Here is a 25,827-nt window from a genome sequence, read left to right as displayed (position 1 = left end):
GAGGAGGTTCCGGGGCCGCCGCCGTACGCGGGGAAGCGGGGCCGTCAGCCCCCGACCGTCCGGCCGCGGCCCGTGGCCGGGCCCAGCGGAGTGGTGCGCGGCACCCGGTCGGAGTGCGGCGGGCGGCGGCTGCCGGTCGGCGTGACCGGCGTCCGCTCGGAGCGGGCCGTGTGCGGCCGGGCCGGCAGGTACGGCCGGCCCTCGGTGGCGCGGACGCCCGCGGAACGGCTCCCGACGCCCACCGGCTCCCGGGCCGGCTGCTCGTCGTCGGCCGGGGTGCGCGGGGCGGCCACGGCCACCGGGGCGACCGGGACGGGCACGAGCACACCACGCTCGCGCACCCGGCGCCACAGGGCCAGCAGCCACGCCTCGGCGCGGGCCATCGGCGCCTCGAACCACGGCAGGGCGAGCAGCACCAGCAGCCCGGCCGTCCAGCCGAGGGTCACATCGCTCATCCAGTGCGTACCGAGGTAGACCGTGGTCATGCCGACGCCCAGTGCGAGGAGCGCGGCGATCACCGAGGCCACCCGGCGGGTGCGCTTGGTGGTGGCCAGATAGGCCAGGACACCCCAGGTCACCACGGCGTTGGCGGTGTGCCCGGAGGGGAATATGTCGCCGCCCGCGAACATCTCGTTCGAGCCGATCGAGGTGGCGTAGTGCGGACCGAGGCGGCCCATGCCGATCTTCGCCGCGCCCACGGTGGCGTTGAGCAGCAGCAGCGAGGTGCCGAGGACCAGCAGCGGCCGCAGCGTCCCCTGCCTGTAGGTGCGCCAGCCCAGCCAGGCGGCGACCGCGACGGCGGTCGGGCCGCGCTGGCCCAGGACCACGAAGTAGTCGAGGAAGGTGTGGATCTCCGGCCACTGCTTGTACGGCCGGAAGAGCATGACCTGCCAGTCGAACCGCACCGGCCAGGACGTGGTGAGCACGCCGACCACGATCGCCAGGTAGACCACGGAGGTCGCCACGAAGATCCCGAGGCGGGTCCGGGTCATCCGCGGCCGCAGGGGATCGGTCGGGCGCTCCTCCGCTTGGACGAGCTCGTCGTTGGTACGCACTCAATCGACGTTACATTGAGTGACAGGAAGCTTCGGCCGATCGGGCCTGTTTGTGATGACGATGTGATGTGGAATGCGTCTCAAGCATGACCTGCGCCACATTCGATTCCCCGGGTCAACTCTCGTCCGGGAAATTACCGGCCCGCCCCGGCCCGCTGCCGGAGCCCAATTGTTTCCCTTTGTGGCCCGTCGTTTATCGGGGATTGGCCGGGGTGTTCCACAGCGTTTTCCGTCCCCTCCGGGAGGGGCCCCGGCGGCCGCCCGGGAAAACGATCACGGGGGGCCGGAGCCGTGCAGCCAGAACGCCCCGTACACCGCGGACACCAGCACCACCACGCTCACCGTGAGCACCGCCCGCACCGGCCGCGCCCGCCCGAGGGCCACCGCGAGCGGCAGCAGCAGCGGGAAGGCCGGCATCATCAGGCGCGGCTTCGAGCCGAAGTACCCCTTCGCCGTCAGGGCCAGCAGCAGCACCGCCCCCGCGTAACCCAGCAGCGGCAGCGGCTGGCGCTGCCGCACGCACGCCGCGTACAGCCACAGCACCAGGCCCACGCCCACCAGCAGGCCGAGCCCCGCGGCCCACGCCGGGCCGAAGAGCCGCTGCGCGACGAACGAACCGAAGGCCAGCCCGCCGTCGAAGCCGTTGCCCCAGCCTCCCTGCACGTCCAGATAGCCCGTCGGGCTGCCCGTCCGTACGCCGACCCACACGAAGTACGCGAGCCAGCCCAGCGGTGCGAGCGCCGCGCCCAGCAGCATCCGGGGCAGCTCCCGCCGTCCCCGCGGCTCCTGCCGGGCCCCGTGGCGCGGCTCCCCTCTCTGCCCGCGCCGCAGTGCCGTCAGCACCCCGAGCCACACGGCCAGGACCACCGCCGCCCCCACCGGGCGCGTCAGCCCGGCCAGCGCCGCGAACGAGCCCGCCCACAGCCAGCGGCCGGTGAGCACCGCGTACAGGCTCCACGCCGCGAGCGCCGTGAACAGCGACTCCGAATACGCCATCGACTGCACGATGCCGACCGGCAGCGCCGCCCACAGCGCCACGAGCGCCACCCCCGCCCGCCGGCCGTACAGCCGCTCCCCGATCAGGAAGACGGCCCACGCCGCGAGCAGCGAGGACACCGCGCTGACCACCAGGCCGGCATCCGCCGCCGACAGCGGGAAGACCGCCGAGAGGCCGCGCTCCAGCCAGGGCAGCAGCGGGAAGAACGCCAGGTCCGAGTGGACCTTGCCGCCCGGCAGGTGAAGGGTGTAGCCGTAGCCGTCCTCCGCGATGCGGGAGTACCAGAGGGAGTCCCAGCGCGCGGAGAGCAGCTGGTGCGGGCTCTTGCCCGCGACGTACCCCCACACCGCGAGCACGGCGATCCCCAGTGCCCGCACCGCCGCATAGACCAGCACGGCGGGCAGTGCACGGCGCAGGGCGCCACGCACCCGGAGGGCGACGGGCGGCCGGTCCGCCCCGGCGCCCGTACCGGCGGGAGAAACAAGATCAGTCACCGATCAATTGTCCAGCATGCGCGGAGCGCCTCCACGATCGGCCCGGACGGTGACGGAGCACACGTATCCGTGCCCGGGACTCGCGTACTCTGTCGAGTCACCCGCCCACGACGATTCCCCCGGCCACCCCCCGGGCGGTAACCCCCGGCCCACAGTCCCCAGGCCGGCGGGCGAACGGCGAGCGCACGACATGGAGGTGTGAATGTCCGGGACGACCACGGCCGGCCCGCTGCGGGCCGACGGCGTCCCCCGGCAGCGGTACCGGCGCGGACAGCGGCTCCGGCCGCCGTACGGGCCGGGGGCCGGAGCCGGGGCGAACCGCTGGACCGTCCTCGTCGTCCTCTGCGTCAGCCTGCTCCTCGTCGCCGTCGACGCGACCGTCCTGCACGTCGCCGTCCCGGCCGTCACCGAGGACCTGCGGCCCGGAGCGATCCAGCTGCTGTGGATCGTCGACGTCTACCCGCTGGTCTGCGCCTCGCTGCTCATCCTCTTCGGCACCCTCGGCGACCGCGTCGGCCGCCGCCGGGTGCTGCTGCTCGGCTACGGGCTCTTCGGCACGGCCTCCGCGCTCGCGGCCTTCGCCCCCACCCCCGAGGTGCTCATCGCCGCCCGCGCCCTGCTCGGCGCCGGCGGCGCGATGATCATGCCGGCCACGCTGTCGATCCTGCGCCAGGTCTTCCCCGACCGGCGCGAGCGGGCCCTCGCCGTCGGCGTGTGGAGCGCGGTCGCCGCCGTGGGCGCCGCGGTCGGGCCGCTGCTCGGCGGCTTCCTCCTCGAACACTTCTGGTGGGGATCGGTCTTCCTCATCAACATCCCGCTGATGGCCGTGGCCCTGCCGGTGGGACGCCGGCTCCTGCCCGAGTCGACCGGGCCCCGCGACGGACCGTGGGACGTGACCGGTGCGCTGATGGCCGCGTTCGGGCTGTTCGGGCTCGTCCTCGGCGTGAAGCGGGCCGGCACGGGGGAGGCGCTCTCGCTCGGCACGATCGTGCCGGGGGCGGTCGGAGCCGCCCTGCTCGTCCTCTTCGTCCGCCGGCAGCGGCGCCGCGCCCACCCGCTCGTCGACCTCCGGATGTTCTCCCGGCCCGCTTTCGGCACCTCCGTCGGGTGCATCGTGCTGGCCATGCTCGCGCTCGTCGGGCTGGAGCTCATAGCCGCCCAGTACCTGCAGCTCGTCCTCGGGCTCACCCCGCTGGAGACCGGCCTGCGGCTGCTGCCGCTCACGCTCGCCGCGATGGCCGCGGGGCTCGTCGGCTCGCGCCTGCTGCAGTGGCTCGGCCCGCGCACGATGGTCGCCCTCGGCTTCGTGCTGACCGCGGCGGCGGTCGCCTCGCTCACCGCGATGGGCCTCCACGACCGGCCCGGCGTCCTCGTCGGCTGCTTCGTCCTGCTCGGCTTCGGGCTGGAGACCACGCTCTTCGGCGCGTACGAATCGATGCTCAGCGAGGCGCCCGCGGAGTCCGCGGGCGGGGCCGTGGCGATCGGCGAGACCTCGTACCAGCTCGGCGCGGGCATCGGCATCGCCCTGCTGGGCAGCGTCATGAACGCCGCGTATGCGCCGGGCGTCGCCTCCGTCCCCGGCGTGCCCAGCGCGGCGGGGGCCTCCGCGAGCCACTCCCTCGGCGAGGCGTACGACGTCGCCTCCCGGCTGGGGGGACCCGCCGGGGCCGCGCTGCGGGTCGCGGCGCGGGATTCCTTTGTGCACGGCTTGCACGTGACGCTGGCGCTGAGCGCGGTGTTGCTGCTGGCGGGGGCGGTTGCGGCACTGCGGTTGCCTCGGGCGATGGACTGCGGGGCGGTTATGGCTGCGGCGTCGGTGCCGGCTGAGGAGGGTTCGGCACCGCCGGTCAGGTAGGCGGTGGTCGCCCGCCGTGGCGGCGGAGGGAGAGGCCCCGGACCCTTTCACCGTTTCTCGGGGGAGAGCCCCCGAACCCCCCGGGGGCCGGGGGCTCTCCCCCGGTTTCGGGAAGGGGCGGGTCCGGGGCCTCTCCCTCCGCCGCCACGGCGATCAGCCACCGTCGTGGTGTCCGGCGGTGCCGGAACCACCCCGGCCCGCTCTGGACTCGGCCGGTTACCCGGCCGTAGCGTGCTGGCGAAGCGATCACACATTCGCCCGCACCCCGCCGGAGGCAGCCGTGTTCGACCCGCATGATCCCCTCGGGATCGAGGACCTGCTCAGCCCCGAGGACATCGCCGTCCGGGACACCGTCCGCCGCTGGGCAGCCGACCGCGTCCTGCCGCACATCGCCCAGTGGTACGAGGCCGGTGAACTCCCCGGCGTCCGCGAGCTCGCCCGCGAGCTCGGCTCGATCGGCGCCCTGGGCATGCAGCTCAGCGGCTACGGCTGCGCGGGCGCGAGCGCCGTCCAGTACGGCCTGGCCTGCCTGGAGCTGGAGGCCGCCGACTCCGGCATCCGCTCCCTGGTCTCCGTCCAGGGCTCCCTCGCGATGTACGCGATCCACCGCTTCGGCTCCGAGGAGCAGAAGCGGCAGTGGCTGCCGTCGATGGCGGCGGGGGAGACCATCGGCTGCTTCGGCCTGACGGAGCCCGACCACGGCTCGGACCCGGCCGGCATGCGCACGTACGCCAAGCGCGACGGAAGCGACTGGGTGCTGACGGGCCGCAAGATGTGGATCACCAACGGCTCGGTCGCCGGGGTCGCCGTGGTCTGGGCCCGGACCGACGACGGCATCCGGGGCTTCGTCGTGCCCACCGACAGTCCCGGCCTGTCCGCGCCGGAGATCCGGCACAAGTGGTCGCTGCGCGCCTCGGTCACCAGCGAGCTGGTCCTCGACGAGGTGCGGCTGCCCGCCGACGCGGTGCTGCCGGAGGTCACCGGGCTGCGCGGCCCGCTGAGCTGCCTGAGCCACGCGCGGTATGGGATCGTCTGGGGCTCGATGGGCGCGGCGCGCACGAGCTTCGAGACCGCCCTCGACTACGCGCGCACGCGCGAGCAGTTCGGCAAGCCCATCGGCGGCTTCCAGCTCACCCAGGCCAAGCTCGCCGACATGGCGGTGGAGCTGCACAAGGGGATCCTGCTGGCGCACCACCTGGGGCGGCGGATGGACGCGGGGAGCCTGCGGCCGGAGCAGGTGAGCTTCGGCAAGCTCAACAACGTGCGGGAGGCGATCGAGATCTGCCGGACGGCGCGGACGATCCTCGGTGCGAACGGGATCTCGCTGGAGTACCCGGTGATGCGGCACGCCACGAACCTGGAGTCCGTGCTGACGTACGAGGGCACGGTGGAGATGCACCAGCTGGTGCTGGGCAAGGCGCTCACCGGCCTCGACGCGTTCCGGTAAGCCCTCGCCCTGTTACTGCTCAGCTCTGGTTGCTGTGCTGTCCCGGGGGGGGCAACCCCCGGACCCCCGGCCCGTCCACGGAGCCCGGCTCAGCTCTGATTGAAGAAGCCGCCGTTCGCCCGCCCCCTCGGCTCCCCGCTGACCACCTTGTAGTCGGCGGGGGTCAGCAGGAACACCCGGTTGGCCACGCGCTCGATGGAGCCGCGCAGGCCGAACGTCAGCCCGGCGGCGAAGTCCACGACGCGCTTGGCGTCGTTGGGCTCCATGCCGGTGAGGTTGACGATCACCGGTACGCCGTCGCGGAAGAGCTCGCCGATGCCCCGGGCGTCGCGGAAGCCGTCCGGGGTGACGGTGGCGATGCGCGTGCCCTGTTCCTGTGCGACCTCGTCCGCCACCCGCACCTTGGGGTTGGTGACCCAGGCGTCACCGGGCTCGGGTCCCTCGGCGTACTCGTCGTCGTAGTAGCGCTCGTCATCGCTGTCGTCGACGAGGCCGAGCCAGGCACTCGCCTTGCGCACCGATCCCATGGACGCCTCCTCTCACACGCGGGGTGTTCCGTCCGCTTCTCTATCGTCGTCCATGATGCGGATGGTGTGCCAAGTGGATAGCCGCCGGACGAGCATTTCGTGACGCATCTGGTGCAAACCGGTTGGCGGTGCGTCAGAAACCCCGCAGGCCCCTTCTTGCACCCTGGACCTGGGCATATGCGGCTACGGCGGGCGATTCGGGGGCGCGGGGCGGGCCCCGGTCGGGTCGGGTGGTCAGGTGATTAGGATGCCCGGGTCCATTCACACCACACACGGGGGCTTGGTTTTGTTCGGGATCATAAGGCCATGCCGGCACCGGTTGTCAGAGGCCATGCGGACGGAATGGATGGCGCATCTGTGCGGACTGTGCCTCGCGCTGCGCGGCGACCACGGACAGTTCGCCCGTGCGGCCACCAACTACGACGGTCTGGTGATCTCGGTCCTGGTGGAGGCGCAGTCGCCGGCGGACGAGGGCGCCAACTCCTGGCGCCGCACGGCCGGGCCGTGCCCGTTGCGCGGCATGCGCACCGCTTCCGTGGCCAAGGGTGAGGGTGCACGCCTCGCCGCCTCGGTCTCGCTGGTGCTGGCCTCGGCGAAGATGCGCGACCATGTCGCCGACGGCGACGGCGTGTTGGCGCGCCGCCCGGTGGCCGCGGCGGCGCGCCGCGTGGCGGCGAAGTGGGACCGGGCCGGTGCCCGTACGGGAGCGGACCTCGGTTTCGACACCGCCGTGCTGGTCGACGCGGTCGAACGGCAGGCCGGCATCGAGGCGCTGGCCGGTGCGGGAACGTCACTGCTGACGGTGACCGAGCCCACCGAGACGGCCACCGCCGCGGCCTTCGGCTACACCGCCGTGCTCGCCGGGCGGCCGGGCAACAAGGAGCCGCTGGAAGAGGCGGGCAGGCTCTTCGGACGGCTCGCGCACCTGCTGGACGCCGTGGAGGACATGGCGGAGGACGCGGAGACCGGCGCGTGGAACCCCGTCGCCGCGACCGGCACCGAACTCGCCGAGGTGCGCAGGCTGTGCGACGACGCGGTGCACGGCGTCCGCCTGGCGCTGCGCGAGGTCGACTTCGCGAGCAAGAGCCAGAGCAGGCTCGCACACGTCCTGCTCGCGCACGAGCTGGAGCGCGCCGTCGACCGGGCGTTCGGCACGACGGGCTGCGGCCACTCCGCACACGCGGGCACCACCGCCGCCGGCGGCACGGGGCTCCAGGACGGCGCGCCGCAGGGCGCGTTCGGGCCGCCCCCGGTCATGCCGCCGGACCAGATGCCGCCGGGCCAAAGGCCGCCCGGCGCGCCGCCGGAGCCGCCGCGGCGCGGGAGGCAGCGCGGGGTGATCGCCGGCTGTGCGGTGTGGGCCACGCTTTTCTGCACATGCCAGGTCTGCTGCCGGAACCCGTACTTCGATCCGTGGGACGGGCAGCATCGTGAGGGCTGGTGCCACAAGTGCGATTGCGGTGGCAGTGATTGCAGCGGCTGCGGGGATTGCTGCAACTGCTGTGACTGCTGCGAATCTTGCGGTGACTGCGACTGTGGTTGCGACTGCGGTTGTTGAGTACGGGGGCGAGCCCCGTGGTTGAGCGATGAGCGATGAGCGAGGGGAGGAGTGCGGCGCAAACGCCGTGGATGTGAAGGGCTGAAGCGTGAAGCCTGAAGCGTGAGGCGTGAAGCGTGAGGGCTCCGCGGGAAGCGCGGTCAGCCCCGGCAGGAACCCGGAAGAAGTGCACGGAAGCCGGGACACGACGCGGACCACACCCGACCGAAGTCGATGTGGTCCCGGGTGACCAGCCGTTGCCCTGAGTGCATGCGCCAAGTGGAACAGCCTTCCGTTTCCGCGTCAACTGTGCTGAGACGGCCTGCCCACGATGTGGACGGGAGTATGGACAGGCTTGACAGTCGGCCAGGGCACCGGAATAGCCTCGGTGTTCGGCCGTGCTGAGGGGCGCGGCCGGATGCGCACGACGCATGACGCACGATGCACGACGCGCGGCGCACGACGCATCCGATGTGAAGGCACTTCCCGTGTCCGATCCCGTATCCACGGAGCCTTCGCATGCCCTCCCTCGTCATCATCGGCGCCGGTCCGCGCGGCACCGGCCTCCTTGAGCGCATCGCCGCCAACGCCCCCGAACTCCTCGCGGGGGCCCGCCTCGACCTCCACCTCGTGGACCCCTTCCCGCCCGGCGGCGGCCGCGTCTGGCGCCACGACCAGTCCCCGCTGCTGTGGATGAACTCCATGGCCGAGGACGTCACCGCGTTCACCGACTCCTCCGTGCGGACCGTGGGGCCCGTACGCCCCGGCCCGTCGCTCGCCGAGTGGGCGGCGCGCGTCCGCGACGGCACGGTGCCCGCCCCGGCCGACCCCGCGACCGCCGGCGAAGCGCGCGCCCTGACCGGACGGAGCTTCGCCGGCAGGCGCCTGCAGAGCGCGTACCTGCGCTGGGCGTACGAGCAGGCCGTGGCCGCCCTGCCGCCCGGCGTCACCGTCCACGAACACCGCCGGCGCGCGTTACGCCTGTCCGGCGCGCGCGACGGACGCCAGCACGTCTGGCTGGAAGGGCACCCGGCACCGCTCCCCGCCGACCTCGTCGTCCTCGCCCTCGGCCACCTGCCGTCCGCCCCCGACGCCGGACAGAGCGAACTCGCCCGCTTCGCCGCGCGCCACCGGCTCGCCTACCTGCCGCCCGAGTTCACCGCCGACAGCGACCTGAGCGCCCTGCGCCCCGGCGAGCCGGTGATCGTCCGCGGCCTCGGGCTCGCCTTCGTCGACCTCATGGTCCTGCTCACCGAAGGGCGCGGCGGCTCGTACACCACCGGCCGCGACGGCGAACTCGTCTACCGCCCCTCCGGCCGGGAGCCCGTCCTGCACGCGGGCTCGCGGCGCGGCGTCCCGTACCGCGCGAAGATCGGCTACTCCTGGCAGGGTGAACGGCCGCCGCTGCCCCGCTTCTTCGGCCCGGCCGAGGCGGCGGCGCTGCGCGAGCGGCCCGGCCCCCTCGACTTCCGCCGGGACGTGTGGCCCCTCGCCGAGAAGGAGCTCGGGTTCGCCCACTACCACCGGCTGTTCACCGCGCACCCCGAGCGCACGCGCATGCCCTGGCCGGACTTCGAGGAGCGGTACGCCGCCGGCGGGCCCGGGAGCGCCGAGGTCCTCGCGCTGGTCGCCGCGGCGGTGCCCGGGCCGGCCGACCGGTTCGACCCGGCCGCGCTCGACCACCCGCTCGCCGGGCGCCGCTTCACCGGGGCCGAGGCCCTGCAGCGCGGCCTGCGGGCCCACATCGAGGCCGACCTCGCCCGCCGCCACGACCCCCGCCACAGCCCCGACCTCGCCGTCTTCCTCGGCCTGCTCTCCGTCTACGGGCAGCTCGCCGCCCTCGGCGACACAGGGCCCTGGTGGCACGGGTTCTTCAGCTACCTCGCCTCCGGGCCGCCCGGGCCCCGGCTGCGGCAGCTCCTCGCGCTCTCCCGCGCGGGGGTCGTGCGCTTCCTCGGCGCCGACCTGACCGTCACGGCCGACGCGGACCACGGGCTGTTCCGGGCGCGGAGCGCGAGTGCGCCCGGCGTCGTGACCACGGCGCGCGCCCTGGCCGAGGCGCGGCTGCCGGCGCCGTCCGTCGCCCGCTCCCTCGACCCCCTGCTGCGCTCCCTCCACCCCGAGGCCGTCACCACGCCCGCCGGCCTGCTGGCCGTCAGCCCCGAGGACGGCCGGATCCTGGACCGCGACGGGCGTCCGCACCCGCGCCGCTTCGCCCTCGGCCCGCACACCGACGCCCGCGCGACCGGCGCCTTCGCCCGGCCGGGGACGAACGCGCCCGCGTTCCGCCAGAACGACGCCACGGCGCGCGCTGCGCTGAGCTTTCTGCGTGCGCTTTCGGGGCGTTCGGGGCCGGACCGTACGGGTCCGGGGCGTACGGGTCCGGGCCCGCGGCGGGGCGGTGGGGGCGAGATCGGGGCCGGGAGCGGCGGGGGAGCGGTGCTGCGCGGCGGCCGGACCGGAACGTGAGCGCTGCCGGGGAGAAGGGCCTCGGTCCCCCCTTGCCCCGTTCCCCGGGGGCAAGCCCCCGGGCCCCCGCCCAACCCGTAAGACCTCGGTCTCTCCCCGAGAGGGGAGGACCCACCCGCATCAACCGGCCCACCGTGGCCCCCACACCCCCAGGGAAGCTCATGTCCGCACCCATCCGGCCCCTGCACCTGGCCGTGAGCATCGACCGTCCCGGCGTCCGGGACGCCGAGCCCTATGTCCGCGCCGCGCGTCTCGCCGAGCGTGGCCGACTGGACTTCGTCACCCTCGGTGACACCCTCGGGCCGCCCCGGCGCGGCGAGAGCCGGCTCGACGCCCTCGCCGTCCTCGCCCGCGTCGCGCCCGCCACCGAGCGCATCGGCCTGGTGCCCACCGTCACCACCACCCACACCGAGCCGTTCCACGTCTCCAACGCCGTCTCCACCCTCGACTGGGTGAGCAACGGCCGCGCCGGCTGGACCGTCGAGGTCTCCGCCACCGAGGCCGAGGCCCGCCACTTCGGGCGCCGCGCCGCGGCCCCCGCCGACGAGCTGTGGCAGGAGGCCGCCGACGTCGCCGACGTCGCCGCCCGGCTCTGGGACAGCTGGGAGGACGACGCCGAGATCCGCGACGTGGCCACCGGCCGCTTCGTCGACCGCGACAAGCTGCACTACGTCGACTTCGAGGGCCCCGGCTTCTCCGTCCGGGGGCCCTCCATCGTGCCCCGGCCCCCGCAGGGGCGGCCCGTGACCGCAGTCGACGCCACCCGCCTGCTGCCGCGCGCGGCCGCCGCCCGCCACGCCGACGTCGCCTACATCCGCACCGGCCCCACGCCCTCCCCCGGCGCGGTCCGCGCCGCCCGCGACGACCTGCACGCCCGGCTGCGCGCCCTCGGCCGGGACCCCCGCCGGATCGTCGTCCTCGCCTCCCTGCCCATCGCGCTGTACGCGGCCGCGGACGCCGTGGCCCTCGCCGACCTGGCCGGCTCCTGGTGGGCCGACGGCGTGGCCGACGGCTTCCACTTCCGGCCCGAGGACCCCGACCGGGACCTCGCCCTGCTGGTCGACGGCACCGTGCCCGTACTCCAGCACCGCGGCCTGCTGCGCTCCTTCTATCCCGGCGGCACGCTCCGCGAGCACCTGTGCCTGCCGCGCCCCGCCAACCGCTACGCCACCGCCAGGAGGACCGCATGACCGCCCCCGGGGCACGCCGACGCAAGCAGATGCACCTGGCCGCCCACTTCCCCGGCGTCAACAGCACGACCGTGTGGGCCGACCCGCGGTCCGGCAGCCAGATCGACTTCTCCTCCTTCCGGCACCTCGCCGCCACCGCCGAACGCGGCCTCTTCGACTTCTTCTTCCTCGCCGAGGGCCTGCGGCTGCGCGAGCACAAGGGCCGGATCCACGACCTGGACGTGGTCGGCCGCCCCGAGTCGATCACCGTGCTCAGCGCCCTGGCGGCCGTCACGGAGCGGATCGGCCTGGCGGCCACCGTCAACGCCACGTTCAACGAGCCCTACGAACTCGCCCGGCGCCTGGCCTCCCTGGACCACCTCAGCGGCGGGCGCGCCGCCTGGAACGTCGTCACCTCCTCCGACGCCTTCACCGGCGAGAACTTCCGCCGCGGCGGATACCTCGACCGCGCCGAGCGGTACACCCGCGCCGCCGAGTTCGTCGCCACCGCGCGCGAGCTGTGGGACTCGTGGACGCCCGACGGCGTGCCGCGGCCCTTCGCCCACCACGGGCGGCACTTCTCCGTCTCCGGCACCTTCGACGTGGCCCGCAGCCCCCAGGGCCACCCGGTCGTCATCCAGGCCGGGGACTCCGACGAGGGCCGCGAGTTCGCGGCCTCCGCCGCCGACGTGATCTTCACCCGGCACGGGACGCTGGAGGCCGGGCAGGCCTTCTACGCCGACGTCAAACGGCGGCTCTCCGCGTACGGCCGCCGCCCCGGCGACCTCAAGGTCATGCCGGGGGTGACGTTCGCCCTCGGGGACACCGGCGCCGAGGCCCAGGAGAAGGCCGCCGAGATCCGCAAGCAGCAGGTCTCGCCGCAGAACGCCCTCCTCGCCCTGGAACAGGTGTGGGGCCGGGACCTGTCCGGCTACGACCCCGACGGGCCGCTGCCCGCCGTCGACCCGGACCCGGGCGGCGAGGTGGCCCAGGGCCGGGTCCGGATAGCCGATCCGCTCGCCGTCGCCGCCCGGTGGCGCGCCGTGTCCGAGGCCAAGGGGCTGTCCATCCGGCAGACGGTCATCGAGACGACCGGCCGGCAGTCGTTCATCGGCACTCCCGCGTCGGTCGCCGCACAACTGGACGAGTTCGTCACCGCCGGGGCCGCCGACGGATTCATCCTCGTCCCCCACCTCACGCCCGGCGGGCTGGACGACTTCGTCGACCGCGTGGTGCCCCTGCTGCAGGAGCGTGGCGCGTTCCGTACGGAGTACACGGGCGCGACGCTCCGCGAGCACCTCGGACTGCCGCTGCCTGTATGCCACAGTTGACGGCCATGAGCACGGACACGGGCAACGACGCACGGCAGCAGTGGAAGGCGTGGCACGAGGAGCGTACGGAGACGGTCTCCGCACCGTACGGGCCGCTCGCGCTTACGGGGACCTACTGGATCGCCGACGCCACCGAGGGGCGAATTCCCGCCATCCCGGGACACTGGGCCGTGGACGGTGAGAACGGCGAGCGCGGCGGCGCCGTGCTGCTGACCGCCACGGCCGCCGACGGGCTCACCGTGGACGGGCGGCCGCTGAGCGGCACGGTCCGGCTCACCGCCGACAAGGGCCCGGCCGCGGCGGCCCGGGCCGACCACGGCGGACGCAAGCTCGTGGTGATACGGCGCGAGGGGCTGTGGGCGGTGCGCGTCTACGACCCCGGCTCGGCCGGGCGGCGGGCGTTCACCGCGATCGACGTCTTCGAGTACGACGAGGACTGGGTGTCCCCCGGCGTCTTCCGCCCGTACGACAGCCGCCGCAGGGTGAGCGTGCGGAACGCCGACGGGCGGGAGCGGGGACTCGGCCTGGACGGCGAACTGGCGTTCACCGCCGCCGGTTCCGGGTTCACGCTGCAGGTCGGGGTCGAGGTGGACGGCACGCTGTGGGCGGTGTTCGCCGACGGCACGAGCGGGGACGGCAGCTACCGCTTCCGGTTCCTGCGGACGCCCGCGCCCGGCGTCGACGGTCGGGTGACGGTCGACTTCAACCGTGCCCTCCTGCCGCCCTGCGCCTTCGCCGACCACTTCATCTGCCCGTGCCCGCCGCCGGGGAACACCCTGCCGATCGTGGTCCCGGCGGGGGAGCGGCGCGTGCTGCTGGGCTAGGGCCGCGCGGCACGCCGGGTCCGCTGTCGCGCAGCGGACCCGGCGCCGTCTTTCGCGCAGCGGGCCCGGCGCCGTCCGAAAGGTGCTCTTGCGCCGACCGGCGGCTCTTGCGCCGGGCGGTGCGCGGCCCGAATACTCCCGAACAGCGTTTGTCAGGGGCACGACGAAAGTGGAATCCCGCGTGCCCGTTCCGGCTGCGCCTCACCGACCCCACTCGGGAGGAAGAACGTGAGGATCAAGCGCACCACCCCCCGCACCACCCCCCGTACTGCGTCCCGCACCGCGACCCGTATCGCCCTCGCCTCCGCCCTCGCCGCCGCGGCCGCCCTCGCCGGCACCGCCGCCCACGCCGAGAGCAGCGGCGCATCGGCCCCCGTCAGACACTCCGCCGTCCAGCTGTCCGCCGCGAGCGCCGCCGTGCAGGCCGCGGACGTCGCCGGCACCGCCTGGGCCGTCGACCAGGACACCGGCACGCTCGTGGTCACCGCCGACTCCACCGTCTCCGCGGCCGGAATCGCCCGGATCACGCAGCGGGCCGGCTCCGCGGTGGAAGCCATACGCATCGAGCGCACCCCCGGCACCCTCCGTCCGTTCCTCGCGGGCGGCGACGCGATCTACGCGCCGAGCTGGCGCTGCTCGCTCGGATTCAACGTGCGCAAGGGCAACACCGCCTACTTCCTCACCGCAGGCCACTGCACCGAGGGCAAGCCGCCCTACTACAGCAACTCCGGGCACACCACGAGCATCGGCCCCACCACGGGCACCAGCTTCCCGGGCAACGACTACGGCATCGTGCAGTACACCAACGGCTCCCTCGCGCACCCCAGCGAGGTCGACCTCTACAACGGCCGCACCCAGCGGATCACCGCCGCCGGGAACGCGACCGTCGGCCAGTCCGTCCAGCGCAGCGGCTCCACGACCGGTGTGCACGGCGGCAAGGTCACCGGCCTCAACGCCACCGTCAACTACGGCAACGGCCAGGTCGTCCGCGGCCTCATCAAGACGAACGTCTGCGCCGAGCCCGGCGACAGCGGCGGCGCGCTCTTCGCCGGCGCCACCGCCCTCGGCCTCACCTCCGGAGGCAGCGGCAACTGCAGCTCCGGCGGGACGACCTTCTTCCAGCCCGTCGGCCCGGCGCTCAAGGCGTACGGGGTGACGATCGGCTGACGGCCCGCGCCCCGGCTTCGCGTCCGGCAGCACAGGAGCCCCCGGTCCGCACTTCGGCCGGGGGCTCGACCCTGTGCCCGATACGGGCATACCGTGGACATAACACCTGAGATGTACGGCAGGGGGCCTCCCATGGTCGAGGATCTGGTGGTGGCGGCGGTGGCCGCGGCGTCCGCCGGGGCGGTGTACCTCGCGGCGGCGGCCCGCGTGGTCAAGCAGTACGAGCGCGGCGTGGTGCTGCGGCTCGGGCGGCTCCTGCCCGGGATCCGGCCGCCCGGCTTCACCATGGTCATTCCCGGTGTCGACCGGCTGCGCAAGGTGAACATGCAGATCGTGACGATGCCGGTGCCCGCCCAGGAGGGCATCACCCGCGACAACGTCACCGTCCGCGTGGACGCCGTCGTCTACTTCAAGGTCGTGGACCCCGCGGAGGCGGTCATCGCCGTGGAGGACTACCGCTTCGCGGTGTCCCAGATGTCCCAGACGTCGCTGCGCTCGATCATCGGCAAGAGCGACCTGGACGACCTGCTCTCCAACCGGGAGAAGCTGAACCAGGGCCTGGAGCTCATGCTCGACAGCCCCGCCATCGGGTGGGGCGTGCAGATCGACCGGGTCGAGATCAAGGACGTCTCGCTGCCGGAGACGATGAAGCGGTCCATGTCCCGGCAGGCGGAGGCGGAGCGCGAGCGGCGGGCCCGGGTGATCAACGCCGACGCGGAGCTGCTGGCGTCGAAGAAGCTCGCCGAGGCGGCGGCCACGATGGCCGACCAGCCGTCGGCGCTGCAGCTGCGGCTGCTGCAGACGGTGGTGGCGGTGGCGGCGGAGAAGAACTCCACGCTGGTCCTGCCGTTCCCGGTGGAGCTCCTGCGCTTCCTGGAACGCTCGGCCCAGCAGGGGCTGGTCCCGCCGGACGCGCCCCGCGCGGCGAAGCCGTCAGCGCCTCCTCCTCCGGAGGAGCTGCCCCCGTCCGGCCCGGCTGACCCGTCCGGCCCGGCCGACCCGAAGCCCTGAGGCCGCCTCTGTGCCCGCCGCGGCGGCGATCAGCCCCGACGGCGTAGCCCGGCGGTGCCGGACAGCCTGGCGCCGCCGGTTCGCGCCGTGTGACGTCCCGCCGTTGCGGCGGTGTCAAAGGGCCTGGCGGCGCCTTTGGCCCGGCGTGCCGTCCGACCCGGAAGTGTCGCCCGGCCGGGCTAGGGTGCCACCCCTGTCGGGCTAAGCCGGGTCGCCGGGTTGAAATCATGCCCCGCCGTGCAACACCCCGCGCCCCCGCGCGCATCCCGTGCTGGGGCGCGTAATGCGACACGCGCGCAGGAGGAGTCCGCCTTGTACGCGCCCTCCCCGGGTCCGGGATACTCGACTGGTCGACTTGGCATGGACGCGCCCTCTGTAAACACACGGGCGGGCCATGTCGTACCCCTCCGGGCCCGCGGTGATCCTGTGGCGGCGCCCAACCCCCCACTGGAGGTGCCGAGTTGAAGCGTAGATGGATCTCCGTGCGCGCGGCCCTGGCGGCCGTCGCCGTGACCGCCCTCGCGGCTGTGACCCTCAGCCCCCAGCAGGCCGATGCCTCGCCCGCCCCGGCCCCTGCGCTCTCCGCGACCGACGCCGCGGCCATCGCCCGGACCCTCCCTGCCGGACCGGAGGACGCCACAGCCGGTTCGTACTACGACTCCACCCTCGGCAGGCTCGTCGTCAACATCACCGACGGGAAGGTCGCAAGCCTGGTCCGCGCGGTGGGCGGGCAGCCCCGCGCCGTCCGCAACACCCGGGCCGAGCTCGACTCGGCCAAGGCCACGCTGGATGCGGGCGAGGCGATCCCCGGCACCACCTGGGGCACGGACCTGGCCCTCAACCGGGTCGTGGTGACCGCCGACCCCACGGTCACGGGCGCGAAGCTGGCGCAGCTGAAGAAGTCCGTCGGCTCCCTCGGGGACGCGGTCCTGGTGAAGAGGACGTCCACGAAGCTCACCCGGTACATCGCGGGCGGCGACGCGATCTTCGGCTCCAGCCACCGCTGTTCCCTCGGCTTCAACGTCAAGCGGGCCGGCAAGCCGGACGGCTTCCTCACGGCCGGTCACTGCGGCAAGGCCGAGAGCGTCTGGCACGCCACCAACGGCGGCCCGCAGATCGCGACGACCGAGAACGCGGTCTTCCCGGGCCGTGACTACGCCATCGCGGGCTACCCCGCCACCGGCGCCGTCGACCACCCCAGCGCCGTGAACCTCTACAACGGCACGTCGCAGCCCATCGCCGCCGCCCGTGACGCGACCGTCGGCGAGACGGTCCAGCGCAGCGGCTCCACCACCGGACTGAAGAGCGGCACCGTCCGGCGCACCGGCGTGACCGTCAACTATCCCGAGGGTCAGGTCACCGGCCTGACCGAGACCACCGCCTGCGCCGAGCCCGGCGACAGCGGCGGCCCCTACTTCTCCGGCAGCGACGCCCTGGGGCTCCTCTCCGGCGGCAGCGGCGACTGCACCAGCGGCGGGATGACGTACTTCCAGCCCGTGGCGGCGGCCCTCGCGGCGTACGGCGCGACCGTCGGCTGACGCACATCCCGGGAACGGGGAGGCCCCCGGACACACCTCCACGGTGTCCGGGGGCCGCCTCATGTTCAGCCGCTCTGCGGGGGGCTTCAGAACTCGAAGAGCGTGCCCTTGCCCGCCTTCGCCTCGCACGGGTTCGCGAAGGTCCGTTCGAAGTGGATCCGCTTGCCCTCCCAGACGCCGTCGGCGGTGACGACACTGGGGTTCCATTCCTTGGTGCAGGCCGTACCGGACTTGATGGTGGTGACCTTCTCGAAGTCACCGCCGGCCGCCCGCAGGCTTGCGCAGGCGCCCTTCGCGTCCGGGTGCGAGCCCGTCGCCTTGGGGAAGCAGGTCAGCGTCACCGCGCGGTCGACCGAGGCCTCGGTGGAGTTCGCTCCGTGACCGACGGTCAGGACCAGGGCGGAGGATGCGTACAGACTCTGCGTCTGTGCCGCGGGGACAGGTGCGGGTGCTGCGCTCGCGGTCGTCGTTCCGGCGGCCAGGAGGCCGCCGCCCAGTGCGAGCGCGGCGCCCATCGCGATGCCCCCAGTGATGTACCGCATTCCGAACACTCCCTTGCTCGTGGCTGCAGATAACGGACGGAAGTCTTACCCAAGTTGGGCATGAACGCACATCGGTCGAACACTTTCAGTCGCTGGTTGAAAACCCTCGGTAGTGGCCGGAACTCGTGTGAGGCACGTCTCATACGAGACGCGGGAGGATGGGGTCGACTGCAATGTGCGCCCGATTAGGGGCAATTGAGGCGATTTAATGTTACAGGGATATTGACCAGCGAAGATTCCTTGTAATCCTTGATGAATTATCAAAACTGCCTTCAAAAAGATGGTTTGCGGCTACCTAATTCATTGGATCTAATGATCCGCAACCCGGGGCGGGAGACCCCCGCAGACCGGCCGAAAAGAGGCCCGCCGTATGACCAAGCGGCGGCCGGAGCGATTCAGGAGCGCCGCAGCAAATGGCCGAAGTGCACTCAGGAGGACCCCTCGAAGCGCCCTCCCGCGGGCCCCTCGCCACCGCCTGCCGCGCCTTCCGGCGCGACCGCACGGGCATGGCCGCCCTCGCCGTCGTGCTGTTCTGCGCCGTGCTCGCGGCGGCCGCGCCCCTGGTCACAGCCTTGTACGGAAAGAACGCCACCGAGCACTACGGACAGAACGGCGCCGGACTGCTCAGCGCCGAGGGCCTGCCGGTCCTGCCGGGCGGCGGCATCTCCGCCGACCACTGGTTCGGCATCGAACCCGGCCTCGGCCGCGACGTGTTCGCCCAGCTCCTGTACGGCATGCGCACCTCGCTGCTGGTCGCCTTCGCCTCCGTCGCGGTGATCGCCGTGACGGGTGTCCTCCTCGGGGTGACCGTCGGCTATCTCAGCGGTCTCGCCGACCGTGCCTTCACTTTCGTATGCAATGTGCTGCTCGGTTTTCCGACACTTCTGCTTCTCCTCGCGCTGAGCCCGGTCATCCGGACCCGCTTCGTCGGCCCCGGTGAGAACGAGCCCGCCTGGATGCAGTTCACCTCCCTCATCCTGGTGTTCTCGGCCTTCGGCTGGGTCCCGCTCGCGATGGTTCTGCGTACCTCTGTACGGGCGCTGCGCGAGCAGGAGTTCGTGGAGGCGGCGCGGGCCGTCGGGGCGAGCCGTCGGCACATCGTGCTGCGCGAGCTGCTGCCCAACGTCTGGGCGCCCGTGCTGGTGCACATCACGCTCGCCGTCCCCGGCATCGTCACCGCCGAGGCCGCGCTGTCCTTCCTCGGCGTCGGCATCGACGAGCCCGTCCCGGACTGGGGCCGCATGATCTCCCGTGGCTCCGAGGTCTTCTACGACGACCCGACCTACATGGTCTTCCCCGGCGTGGCGATCCTCGTCTTCGTCCTCGCCTTCAACCTCCTCGGCGACGCGGTCCGGGATGCGCTCGATCCCCGGATCGCGCGCTGAGCTTCCGCAGGAAGCGTCGCCGGCTGCGGGTCGTCCGTGGCTGGTCGCGCAGTTCCCCGCGCCCCTACAGGGCGCACCACCTCGATCAACGGAGTTCATCATGGCCCGCATCCGTCCGCGCATCGCAGTCGTCCCGGCGCTCGCCACCGCCGCCGTCCTGCTGATGTGCTCCTGCTCGGCCGGTGCCGGCGCGGACGGCGGGGAGCAGGGGAAGGGTGAGGGCAAGGCCGCCGTGAAGAGCGGTCAGCGGCTGACCGCCACCCTCGGCACCGCCAAGGACAGCCGGGGCCCGGCCCCCGCCGTCGAGGGTGCCCGCACCGGCGGCACGATCCGTATCGCCAACGCGGGCGACTACGGCCACCTCGACCCGCAGAAGATCTACGCGGGCGAGTCGTACAGCACGTCCCTGCTGTGGGGCCGGCAGCTGACCCAGTATCAGGTCGTGGACGGCAAGCCCAAGCTCGTCGGCGACCTCGCCACCGACACCGGGCAGTCCTCCGACGGCGGCCGCACCTGGACGTACAAGCTCAAGGACGGCATCGCCTGGGAGGACGGCGAGCCCATCACCTCCGAGCACGTCAAGTACGGCATCGAGCGCACCTTCGCCCCCGGCTTCGAACTCGGCCCCACCTACTGGCCCGAGTGGCTCACCGGCTCCGAGGACCGCACGGCCGCCGTGAAGAAGTACGCCGGGCCCGAGCACGGCGGCCTCGACGCCATCGAGACGCCCGACGCCAAAACCATCGTCTTCCGCTTCCCGCAGCCGCAGTCCGACGTGCCCTACATGGCCGCCCAGTCCTCCTCCTCGCCCGTGCGCAAGGACAAGGACACCGGCACCGGCTACGACACCCGGCCCTTCGCCACCGGCCCCTACCGGATCGCCGAGCACAAGCAGAACCAGAGCCTGACCCTGGAGCGCAACCCGCACTGGAAGCCGGAGACCGACCCCATCCGCCACCAGTACGCCGACCGCTTCGAGTTCACCTTCGGCAAGAAGATCCTCAACACGGCGCAGGAGGTCCTCAACGGGCGCGGCACCGGCCCGGACACCCTCTCCACCAAGAGCGAGGTGCCGCCGGAGCTCTACGCCGAGGCCCGGCGCGACGCGAAGAAGAAGGACCTGCTCGTCGCCGGCAGCCAGGGCGCCTACACCAGCGACCTCTACATCAAGAACAGCCGCGTCACCGACCCCGAGGTCCGCAAGGCCATCCACTACCTCTTCCCGCGCGAGCAGGCCCGCCAGGTCCTCGGCGGGCCCCGCCTCGGCGACTTCGCCACCACGCTCTCCTCGCCCGCCGTCGTCGGCTGGAAGAAGTACGACCTCTACCCCGTCGCGCCCGCCGGGGACATCGAGAAGGCCAAGGAGCACCTCGCCAAGGCGAAGACCAAGGTCGACACGCTCACCTACGCGTACGAGAGCGACGCCCCCGAGAAGGACCGCCTCGCCCAGGTCCTCGTCGACGCCTTCGCCAAGGCGGGCATCAAGCTCGTCACCAAGCCGCTGGAGAAGGCCGCGTTCACCAACGAGGTCTTCCGCGGACCCGCGCCCTACGACCTGTGGCTGTCCACCAACTCCGTCGACTGGCCCACCCCGTCCACGCTGCTGCCCGACAGCTACCACAGCAAGCTCGACGCCCTCGCCAACCCCATCCGCTACGGCAACCCCGAGGTCGACAAGGAGCTGGAGCGCATCGCCGGCATCGGCGACGCGCAGCAGAAGGCCGACGCCCTCATCGCCCTCGAGCAGTCCGTCATGAAGGACGTCCCGGTCGTGCCGTTCCTCTACACCAGCGTCACCCAGTTCCGCGGGAAGAACGTCGGCGGCGCCGCCATCCACCCGATCTACGGCTCCATCGCGGCGGCCGACCTGTACCTGAAGAGGTCGTAAGGCTCCATGACCGGCTACCTCCTGCGGCGGGTCCTGCAGGCCGCGGTGGTGCTCCTCGCGATCACCGCCGCCGCCTTCGGGCTCTTCTACGCCGCCCCTTCCGACCCCGCGCTCATCGCCTGCGGCCCCAAGTGCGACACCGCACAGGTCGAGGCCGTACGCCACAGCATGGGCCTCGACCAGCCGCCGGCCGCCCAGTACCTCGACTACCTGCGCGGCCTCGTCGCCGGCCGGGTCATCAGCGACGTCGACGGCAGCGCCATCGACTGCGCCGCGCCCTGCCTCGGCTACTCGTACACCCTCCACCAGCCGGTCCTCGACGCCATCGGCGACCGCTTCCCCGTGACGCTGTCGCTGGCGGGCGGGGCGCTGGTGGTCATCGCCGCCCTCGGCATCGGCGCGGGCTTCACCGCCGCGCTGCGCCGGGGCACGGCCACCGACCGGCTGCTGTCCGGCTTCACCCTGGTCGGCGCGAGCGTGCAGATCTACTTCCTCGGCTACGCCCTGCAGTACCTGCTGGTCTACTCGACCGACCTGATGCCGCTGCCCGGCTACGCCCCCCTCGCCGACGGGCCGGGCGCGTGGGCCGCCGGGCTGCTGCTGCCCTGGCTCGTCCTCGGCTTCGTCAACGCCGCAGTCTTCGCCCGCCTCGCACGCTCCCAGACGCTCGAGACGATGCACGAGGGGTACGTGCGGACGGCCCGCGGCAAGGGGCTCACCGCGCTGCGGGCGCACGTCAAGTACACGGCGCGGGGCGCCGCCGGGCCCCTCGTCCAGCTGCTCGGGCTGGAGGCCGGGGCGCTCTTCGGCGGCGCGTTCATCACCGAGACCGTCTTCGGGCTCGGCGGCGTCGGCAAGCTCGCCGTCGACTCCGTCGTCCAGAACGACCTGCCGACGGTCGTCGGCACGGTGCTGCTCGCCGCGTTCTTCGTCGTGGTGTTCGTGGCCCTCGCCGACCTGGTGGTGGCCTGGCTCGACCCGAGGGTGAGGCTCGCATGACGCCGGCTCTGTCCGTACGCGATCTGACGGTGTCCTTCCGGGGGAGGGAGGGCACGGAGACCACGGCCGTCGACGGCCTCTCCTTCGACCTGGAACGCGGTGAAGTCCTGGGCCTGGTGGGGGAGTCCGGCTCGGGCAAGTCCACGGTGGGGCTGGCGGCCATGGGGCTGCACGACCCGGCCCGTACGCGGGTGAGCGGCAGCGTCCTGGTCGGCGGCACGGAGGTCGTCGGCGCGCCCGACTCCGCCGTGCGGGCCCTGCGGGGCGCGCGGATCGCGATGGTCTTCCAGGACGCGCTGGCCGCCCTGTCGCCCTTCCACACGGTGGGGGCACAGCTGGCCGAGGCGTACCGCGTGCACGCCCCGGCGGGGGCGGGGCGGCGGGCCGACGCGAAGGAGAAGGCCCTGGCCGTGCTGGAACGCGTCGGCATCCCGGCCGCCCGCGCCCGTGACTACCCGCACCGGTTCTCGGGCGGCATGCGGCAGCGCGTGATGATCGCCATGGCGCTGATCAACAGCCCCGACGTGCTCATCGCCGACGAGCCCACGACGGCGCTGGACGCGCGCGTACAGCGGCAGGTCCTCGACCTCCTGGCCGAACTGCAGGAGGAGAGCGGCACGGCGGTGCTGCTCGTCACCCACGACGTGGGGGTGGTGGCGCACGTGTGCGACCGCATGCTCGTGATGCGGGGCGGAAGGGGCCTGGAGGAGGGCCCCACTCGCAAACTCCTGAACGACGCGGCGCACCCGTACACGAGAGCGCTGACCGGCGCGGCCCCGACGCTGAACACGGTGCCGGGGACTCGGCTGCGGACGGTCGACGACCCTGCTCCGGCTGGCGCCGGGTACGGCGGCGCCGGGCACGGGGAGTCCGCCGCGACGGTGGGCCGCCCGACGGCGGAGTCCGGTGGTGCCGAACCGACCTCGGCTGCTGCCGGGAAGGGGGCGGCGCGCCCTGGTGGCGGACACGCTGGGCAAGAAGTGTCCGCCGCGACGGCGAGTCGCTCCGCGGCGGAGTCCGGCGGTGCCGGGTCGGGTCCTGCCGCGCCGCTGGCCGAGGTCGTCGATCTCCGGGTGGAGTTCGGTGGGCGCCGGGGGCTCCGGAGAGGGCGCGGCGCCGTGCAAGCCGTGCGCGGCGTGAGTCTGCGCATCGACGCAGGCGAGACGCTCGGCCTCGTAGGCGAATCCGGGTCCGGGAAGTCGACCACGGCGAGGGTTCTCGCGGGGCTGCAGCGCCCCACGTCGGGGGCCGTGCGGTTCGACGGCCGGGACATCTCCCGCGCCGCGGCCGACACCCGCCTGCGCCGCGAGCTCAGCCGTGACGTCCAGCTGGTCTTCCAGGACCCGTACGCCTCGCTCAACCCGCGCCGTACCGTCGAGGAGATCGTCACCACGCCCCTGCGGGTGCACACCGCCCTGGACAAGGGCGAGCGCCGCGCCCGGGCCGCCGGGCTGCTGGAGCAGGTGGGCCTGCAGGCCGCCCATCTCGGCCGCTACCCGCACGAGTTCTCCGGCGGCCAGCGCCAGCGCATCGGCATCGCCCGCGCCCTGGCCCTCCGCCCCCGCCTGATCATCGCGGACGAGCCGGTCTCGGCGCTGGACGTCTCCGTGCAGGCGCAGGTGCTCAACCTCCTCATGGACCTCCGCGAGGAACTGGGCCTGTCCCTGCTCTTCGTCTCGCACGACCTCGCCGTCGTCCGGCACTTCTGCGACCGGGTGGCGGTGATGCGGGCCGGGACCGTGGTGGAGAGCGGACCGCGGGACGAGGTGTTCGGCGATCCGAAGGCCCCCTACACGCGCGAGCTACTCGCGGCCACGATGTAGGGCGGTGCCCGCGCTGCCGCTCGTGGAGGGGACGGGCGGCGGCGCGGGTCGCCGTGGGCGCAGCAGGTCGACGGGGACGCCGGTGACGTCCTCGGCGAGGAGGAGGGGCCGGTGCCCGCCGGGTTCGGGGGCCGCGGCCCCGGCCGGGCCGCCGTGCAGGGCCCAGGCCAGCCGGCCGTCCGCCCAGAGCGCGAGGGCGTGGGCGTAGGCGGACACCGCCGAGAGCGCGGCCGGAGGGAGCCCGGCCCGTGCCGCCTCCGCCACGAATCGCTGGAGCGCGCCCCGGAGCGCGTCCCGAAGCGCATCGCGGAACGCCTCCGCCCCTGCCCGCGCCTCCGCCCCCGCCCGCGTCTCCGCCTCCGCTTCCGGTCCCGCGCCGTCGCACGCGAGCACCGCGGTGGCGGCCCCGGACACGGACCGGAACGACGCCAGCTCGCGTGCGGACGGCGGGAGTTCGCATCCGCAGACGTACTCGACGAGGTCGAGCGCGGACCCCGCGACGAGGGCGTCCCACGGCCGTCGGTCGGACAGTTCGCGGAAGCGGCCGGCGAAGCGCTCGCGCCAGGCAGGCGACATCGCCGGGGCCGTCATCCGCCACACGTCGGCGAGGGCTCGCTGCAGCGCCGTCCGGGCCGGCGGGGTGGGCCCGCCGTCCGTGGGCAGGAAGTCGGGCAGCACACCGAATCCGAACGCGTACTCTTCCCCGCGAGGGTGGCGGCACCGGTCGTCCAGGACGTGGAACCAGACGATCCAGGCCGCCGTCCGCTGCAGCCGTGGGCACGTGGCCTGCGGAGCCACCCGCGCCGCGAGATCGACGCAGCGCGCCCGGCGGAAGCGCCGCTGCGCGGAGAAGGACTGGATGAGCCCGGTGCGCCGCACCCACCGGTCGATGAACGCGGCGGCTTCGCCGAGATGCGGGCTGACCCGCTCAGACTCGGGGAGATCGGTGACCGGCGGCCGGGAACTGGGCACGGGGGACACGACGTTCCTCAAGGACGAGGGATGGGGAGTCACAGCCTCCACCCCGGCACCGCCATGGATCCATGGCCCGGCCCCGGTTCGCCAACGGCTCATCAGTGCGCGGCCGGGCGCGCGGGGAGTGCCGCGCGCCGGGCGGCGGTCTGCGGGGAAGACGGGCCAGGCAGGCCAGGCAGGCCAGGCGGGTCAGACCGCCTCGGCGCTCTTACGGCCGGCTTCCCGCCCGGTGCCGTCCAGCTCCCACCCGAGGAAGGAGTAGGCCACGATCAGGACGCCCCCGCAGAAGATCGCCCAGTCGGCGAGGTTCATCACGCTGAAGCCGCGCACGGAGATGAAGTCGACGACCGCACCCTGGAAGTCACCGGGGGAGCGGAAGAGACGGTCCGTCAGGTTGCCGAGCGCGCCGCCCAGCAGCAGCCCCAGGGCGAGCGCCCACGGGGCGCTGTAGAGCTTGCGCGCCAGCCGGACGATCACCACGGCGACGGTCGTGGCGACGAGCGTGAGCACGATGGTCAGCGCCTCGCCGATGCCGAACGCCGCACCGGCGTTGCGCATCACCCGCAGCTCCAGCCAGCTGCCGATCAGCTCGACGGGTGCCCGGTTCTCCAGTCCGGCGACCACGGCCAGCTTGCTGCCCAGGTCGAGCGCGTAGGCGGCACCCGCCACTGCGAGAAGCAGGGGTATCCGCCGACGGGCTGTGGCGCCCTCTCCCCGGCCCGCGTCCGTCAAGTTCACTCACCTCGAAGTCCGTTGTCCGGTCGCATCCGTCACGTCCCGGCGCATGTCCTCCG

At 73.3% G+C, this 25,827-nt stretch carries 20 protein-coding genes; 14 read left to right on the top strand and 6 right to left on the bottom strand.

Going from position 1 to position 25,827, the window contains the following annotated elements:
• Positions 1-44: 44 nt before the first annotated feature.
• A complete protein-coding gene (locus IE241_RS26555; protein WP_190024341.1) occupies positions 45-1,055 on the bottom strand; it encodes a phosphatase PAP2 family protein in 1,011 nt (336 codons plus the stop codon).
• Between the two features lie 273 nt (positions 1,056-1,328).
• A complete protein-coding gene (locus IE241_RS26550; protein ID WP_373300767.1) occupies positions 1,329-2,546 on the bottom strand; it encodes a glycosyltransferase family 39 protein in 1,218 nt (405 codons plus the stop codon).
• 202 nt (positions 2,547-2,748) lie between these two features.
• Here IE241_RS26550 and IE241_RS26545 point away from each other — a divergent pair, with 202 nt between their 5' ends.
• Both IE241_RS26545 and IE241_RS26540 read left to right on the top strand, forming a co-directional pair.
• A complete protein-coding gene (locus IE241_RS26545; RefSeq protein ID WP_190024340.1) occupies positions 2,749-4,401 on the top strand; it encodes an MFS transporter in 1,653 nt (550 codons plus the stop codon).
• 280 nt (positions 4,402-4,681) lie between these two features.
• Positions 4,682-5,848: an acyl-CoA dehydrogenase family protein gene (locus IE241_RS26540; protein ID WP_190024339.1), complete on the top strand. Its 1,167-nt coding sequence runs from the start codon at positions 4,682-4,684 to the stop codon at positions 5,846-5,848.
• Between the two features lie 89 nt (positions 5,849-5,937).
• On the opposite strand, the gene IE241_RS26535 is transcribed toward IE241_RS26540, so the two are convergent.
• Entirely contained in the window at positions 5,938-6,375 is a 438-nt protein-coding gene (locus IE241_RS26535) for a cell division protein SepF (RefSeq protein WP_190024338.1), read from the bottom strand.
• Positions 6,376-6,661: 286 nt separating this feature from the next.
• On the opposite strand from IE241_RS26535, the gene IE241_RS26530 reads away from it, so the two are divergent.
• The 8 genes from IE241_RS26530 (at position 6,662) to IE241_RS26495 (ending at position 17,421) form a co-directional block, all read left to right on the top strand.
• Positions 6,662-7,933 carry a DUF5685 family protein gene (locus tag IE241_RS26530; RefSeq protein ID WP_190024337.1) on the top strand — a complete coding sequence of 424 codons (1,272 nt, stop codon included), beginning with the start codon at positions 6,662-6,664 and terminating at the stop codon, positions 7,931-7,933.
• A 498-nt stretch (positions 7,934-8,431) separates the two neighbouring features.
• Positions 8,432-10,381 carry an FAD/NAD(P)-binding protein gene (locus tag IE241_RS26525; RefSeq protein ID WP_190024336.1) on the top strand — a complete coding sequence of 650 codons (1,950 nt, stop codon included), beginning with the start codon at positions 8,432-8,434 and terminating at the stop codon, positions 10,379-10,381.
• Positions 10,382-10,542: 161 nt separating this feature from the next.
• Positions 10,543-11,571, top strand: a complete 1,029-nt coding sequence (locus IE241_RS26520) for an LLM class flavin-dependent oxidoreductase (RefSeq protein WP_190024335.1) — start codon at positions 10,543-10,545, stop codon at positions 11,569-11,571.
• Positions 11,568-12,881: an NtaA/DmoA family FMN-dependent monooxygenase gene (locus IE241_RS26515; RefSeq protein WP_190024334.1), complete on the top strand. Its 1,314-nt coding sequence runs from the start codon at positions 11,568-11,570 to the stop codon at positions 12,879-12,881. The genes IE241_RS26520 and IE241_RS26515 overlap by 4 nt, the downstream gene beginning before the upstream one ends.
• A 5-nt stretch (positions 12,882-12,886) precedes the next feature.
• Positions 12,887-13,705, top strand: a complete 819-nt coding sequence (locus tag IE241_RS26510; protein ID WP_190024333.1) for a DUF1684 domain-containing protein — start codon at positions 12,887-12,889, stop codon at positions 13,703-13,705.
• A 228-nt stretch (positions 13,706-13,933) separates the two neighbouring features.
• Positions 13,934-14,872, top strand: a complete 939-nt coding sequence (locus IE241_RS26505; RefSeq protein ID WP_190024332.1) for a S1 family peptidase — start codon at positions 13,934-13,936, stop codon at positions 14,870-14,872.
• Between the two features lie 132 nt (positions 14,873-15,004).
• Positions 15,005-15,883, top strand: a complete 879-nt coding sequence (locus IE241_RS26500; protein WP_229899831.1) for a slipin family protein — start codon at positions 15,005-15,007, stop codon at positions 15,881-15,883.
• Between the two features lie 461 nt (positions 15,884-16,344).
• Entirely contained in the window at positions 16,345-17,421 is a 1,077-nt protein-coding gene (locus IE241_RS26495) for a S1 family peptidase (RefSeq protein WP_229899829.1), read from the top strand.
• Positions 17,422-17,507: 86 nt separating this feature from the next.
• Here IE241_RS26495 and IE241_RS26490 read toward each other — a convergent pair whose 3' ends face one another.
• A complete protein-coding gene (locus IE241_RS26490) occupies positions 17,508-17,963 on the bottom strand; it encodes a subtilase-type protease inhibitor (protein WP_190024331.1) in 456 nt (151 codons plus the stop codon).
• A 413-nt stretch (positions 17,964-18,376) separates the two neighbouring features.
• Here IE241_RS26490 and IE241_RS26485 point away from each other — a divergent pair, with 413 nt between their 5' ends.
• The 4 genes from IE241_RS26485 to IE241_RS26470 all read left to right on the top strand — a co-directional run bounded on the left by IE241_RS26485 (position 18,377) and on the right by IE241_RS26470 (position 24,058).
• The gene (locus tag IE241_RS26485) at positions 18,377-19,348 is read left to right on the top strand and encodes an ABC transporter permease (RefSeq protein ID WP_190024330.1); all 972 of its coding nucleotides are present in this window, start codon (positions 18,377-18,379) and stop codon (positions 19,346-19,348) included.
• A 100-nt stretch (positions 19,349-19,448) separates the two neighbouring features.
• Positions 19,449-21,236, top strand: coding sequence for an ABC transporter substrate-binding protein (locus tag IE241_RS26480; RefSeq protein ID WP_190024329.1), 1,788 nt, complete (start codon positions 19,449-19,451; stop codon positions 21,234-21,236).
• A 6-nt stretch (positions 21,237-21,242) separates the two neighbouring features.
• Positions 21,243-22,235, top strand: coding sequence for an ABC transporter permease (locus IE241_RS26475; RefSeq protein ID WP_190024328.1), 993 nt, complete (start codon positions 21,243-21,245; stop codon positions 22,233-22,235).
• Complete coding sequence (locus tag IE241_RS26470) at positions 22,232-24,058, top strand: dipeptide ABC transporter ATP-binding protein (protein ID WP_190024327.1); 1,827 nt, start codon at positions 22,232-22,234, stop codon at positions 24,056-24,058. The genes IE241_RS26475 and IE241_RS26470 overlap by 4 nt, the downstream gene beginning before the upstream one ends.
• Here the strand turns inward: IE241_RS26470 and IE241_RS26465 are convergent.
• A complete protein-coding gene (locus IE241_RS26465) occupies positions 24,038-25,030 on the bottom strand; it encodes a terpene synthase family protein (RefSeq protein WP_190024326.1) in 993 nt (330 codons plus the stop codon). The two genes, IE241_RS26470 and IE241_RS26465, sit on opposite strands and share 21 nt — an antisense overlap.
• A gap of 192 nt (positions 25,031-25,222) precedes the next feature.
• Positions 25,223-25,765 carry a signal peptidase II gene (locus IE241_RS26460; RefSeq protein WP_229899827.1) on the bottom strand — a complete coding sequence of 181 codons (543 nt, stop codon included), beginning with the start codon at positions 25,763-25,765 and terminating at the stop codon, positions 25,223-25,225.
• Positions 25,766-25,827 lie beyond the last annotated feature (62 nt).

This window comes from Streptomyces hiroshimensis (assembly GCF_014650335.1).
Classification (GTDB): domain Bacteria; phylum Actinomycetota; class Actinomycetes; order Streptomycetales; family Streptomycetaceae; genus Streptomyces; species Streptomyces hiroshimensis.
This window is presented reverse-complemented; position numbering and strand designations above follow the sequence as displayed.

Bases quoted from the DNA above. Each gene is read 5' to 3' on its own strand.
- IE241_RS26485 (WP_190024330.1), top strand. From the start codon at position 18,377: ATGGCCGAAGTGCACTCAGGAGGACCCCTCGAAGCGCCCTCCCGCGGG.
- IE241_RS26510 (WP_190024333.1), top strand. From the start codon at position 12,887: ATGAGCACGGACACGGGCAACGACGCACGGCAGCAGTGGAAGGCGTGG.
- IE241_RS26500 (WP_229899831.1), top strand. From the start codon at position 15,005: ATGGTCGAGGATCTGGTGGTGGCGGCGGTGGCCGCGGCGTCCGCCGGG.
- IE241_RS26480 (WP_190024329.1), top strand. From the start codon at position 19,449: ATGGCCCGCATCCGTCCGCGCATCGCAGTCGTCCCGGCGCTCGCCACC.
- IE241_RS26525 (WP_190024336.1), top strand. From the start codon at position 8,432: ATGCCCTCCCTCGTCATCATCGGCGCCGGTCCGCGCGGCACCGGCCTC.
- IE241_RS26545 (WP_190024340.1), top strand. From the start codon at position 2,749: ATGTCCGGGACGACCACGGCCGGCCCGCTGCGGGCCGACGGCGTCCCC.
- IE241_RS26470 (WP_190024327.1), top strand. From the start codon at position 22,232: ATGACGCCGGCTCTGTCCGTACGCGATCTGACGGTGTCCTTCCGGGGG.
- IE241_RS26475 (WP_190024328.1), top strand. From the start codon at position 21,243: ATGACCGGCTACCTCCTGCGGCGGGTCCTGCAGGCCGCGGTGGTGCTC.
- IE241_RS26490 (WP_190024331.1), bottom strand. From the start codon at position 17,963: ATGCGGTACATCACTGGGGGCATCGCGATGGGCGCCGCGCTCGCACTG.
- IE241_RS26535 (WP_190024338.1), bottom strand. From the start codon at position 6,375: ATGGGATCGGTGCGCAAGGCGAGTGCCTGGCTCGGCCTCGTCGACGAC.
- IE241_RS26520 (WP_190024335.1), top strand. From the start codon at position 10,543: ATGTCCGCACCCATCCGGCCCCTGCACCTGGCCGTGAGCATCGACCGT.
- IE241_RS26515 (WP_190024334.1), top strand. From the start codon at position 11,568: ATGACCGCCCCCGGGGCACGCCGACGCAAGCAGATGCACCTGGCCGCC.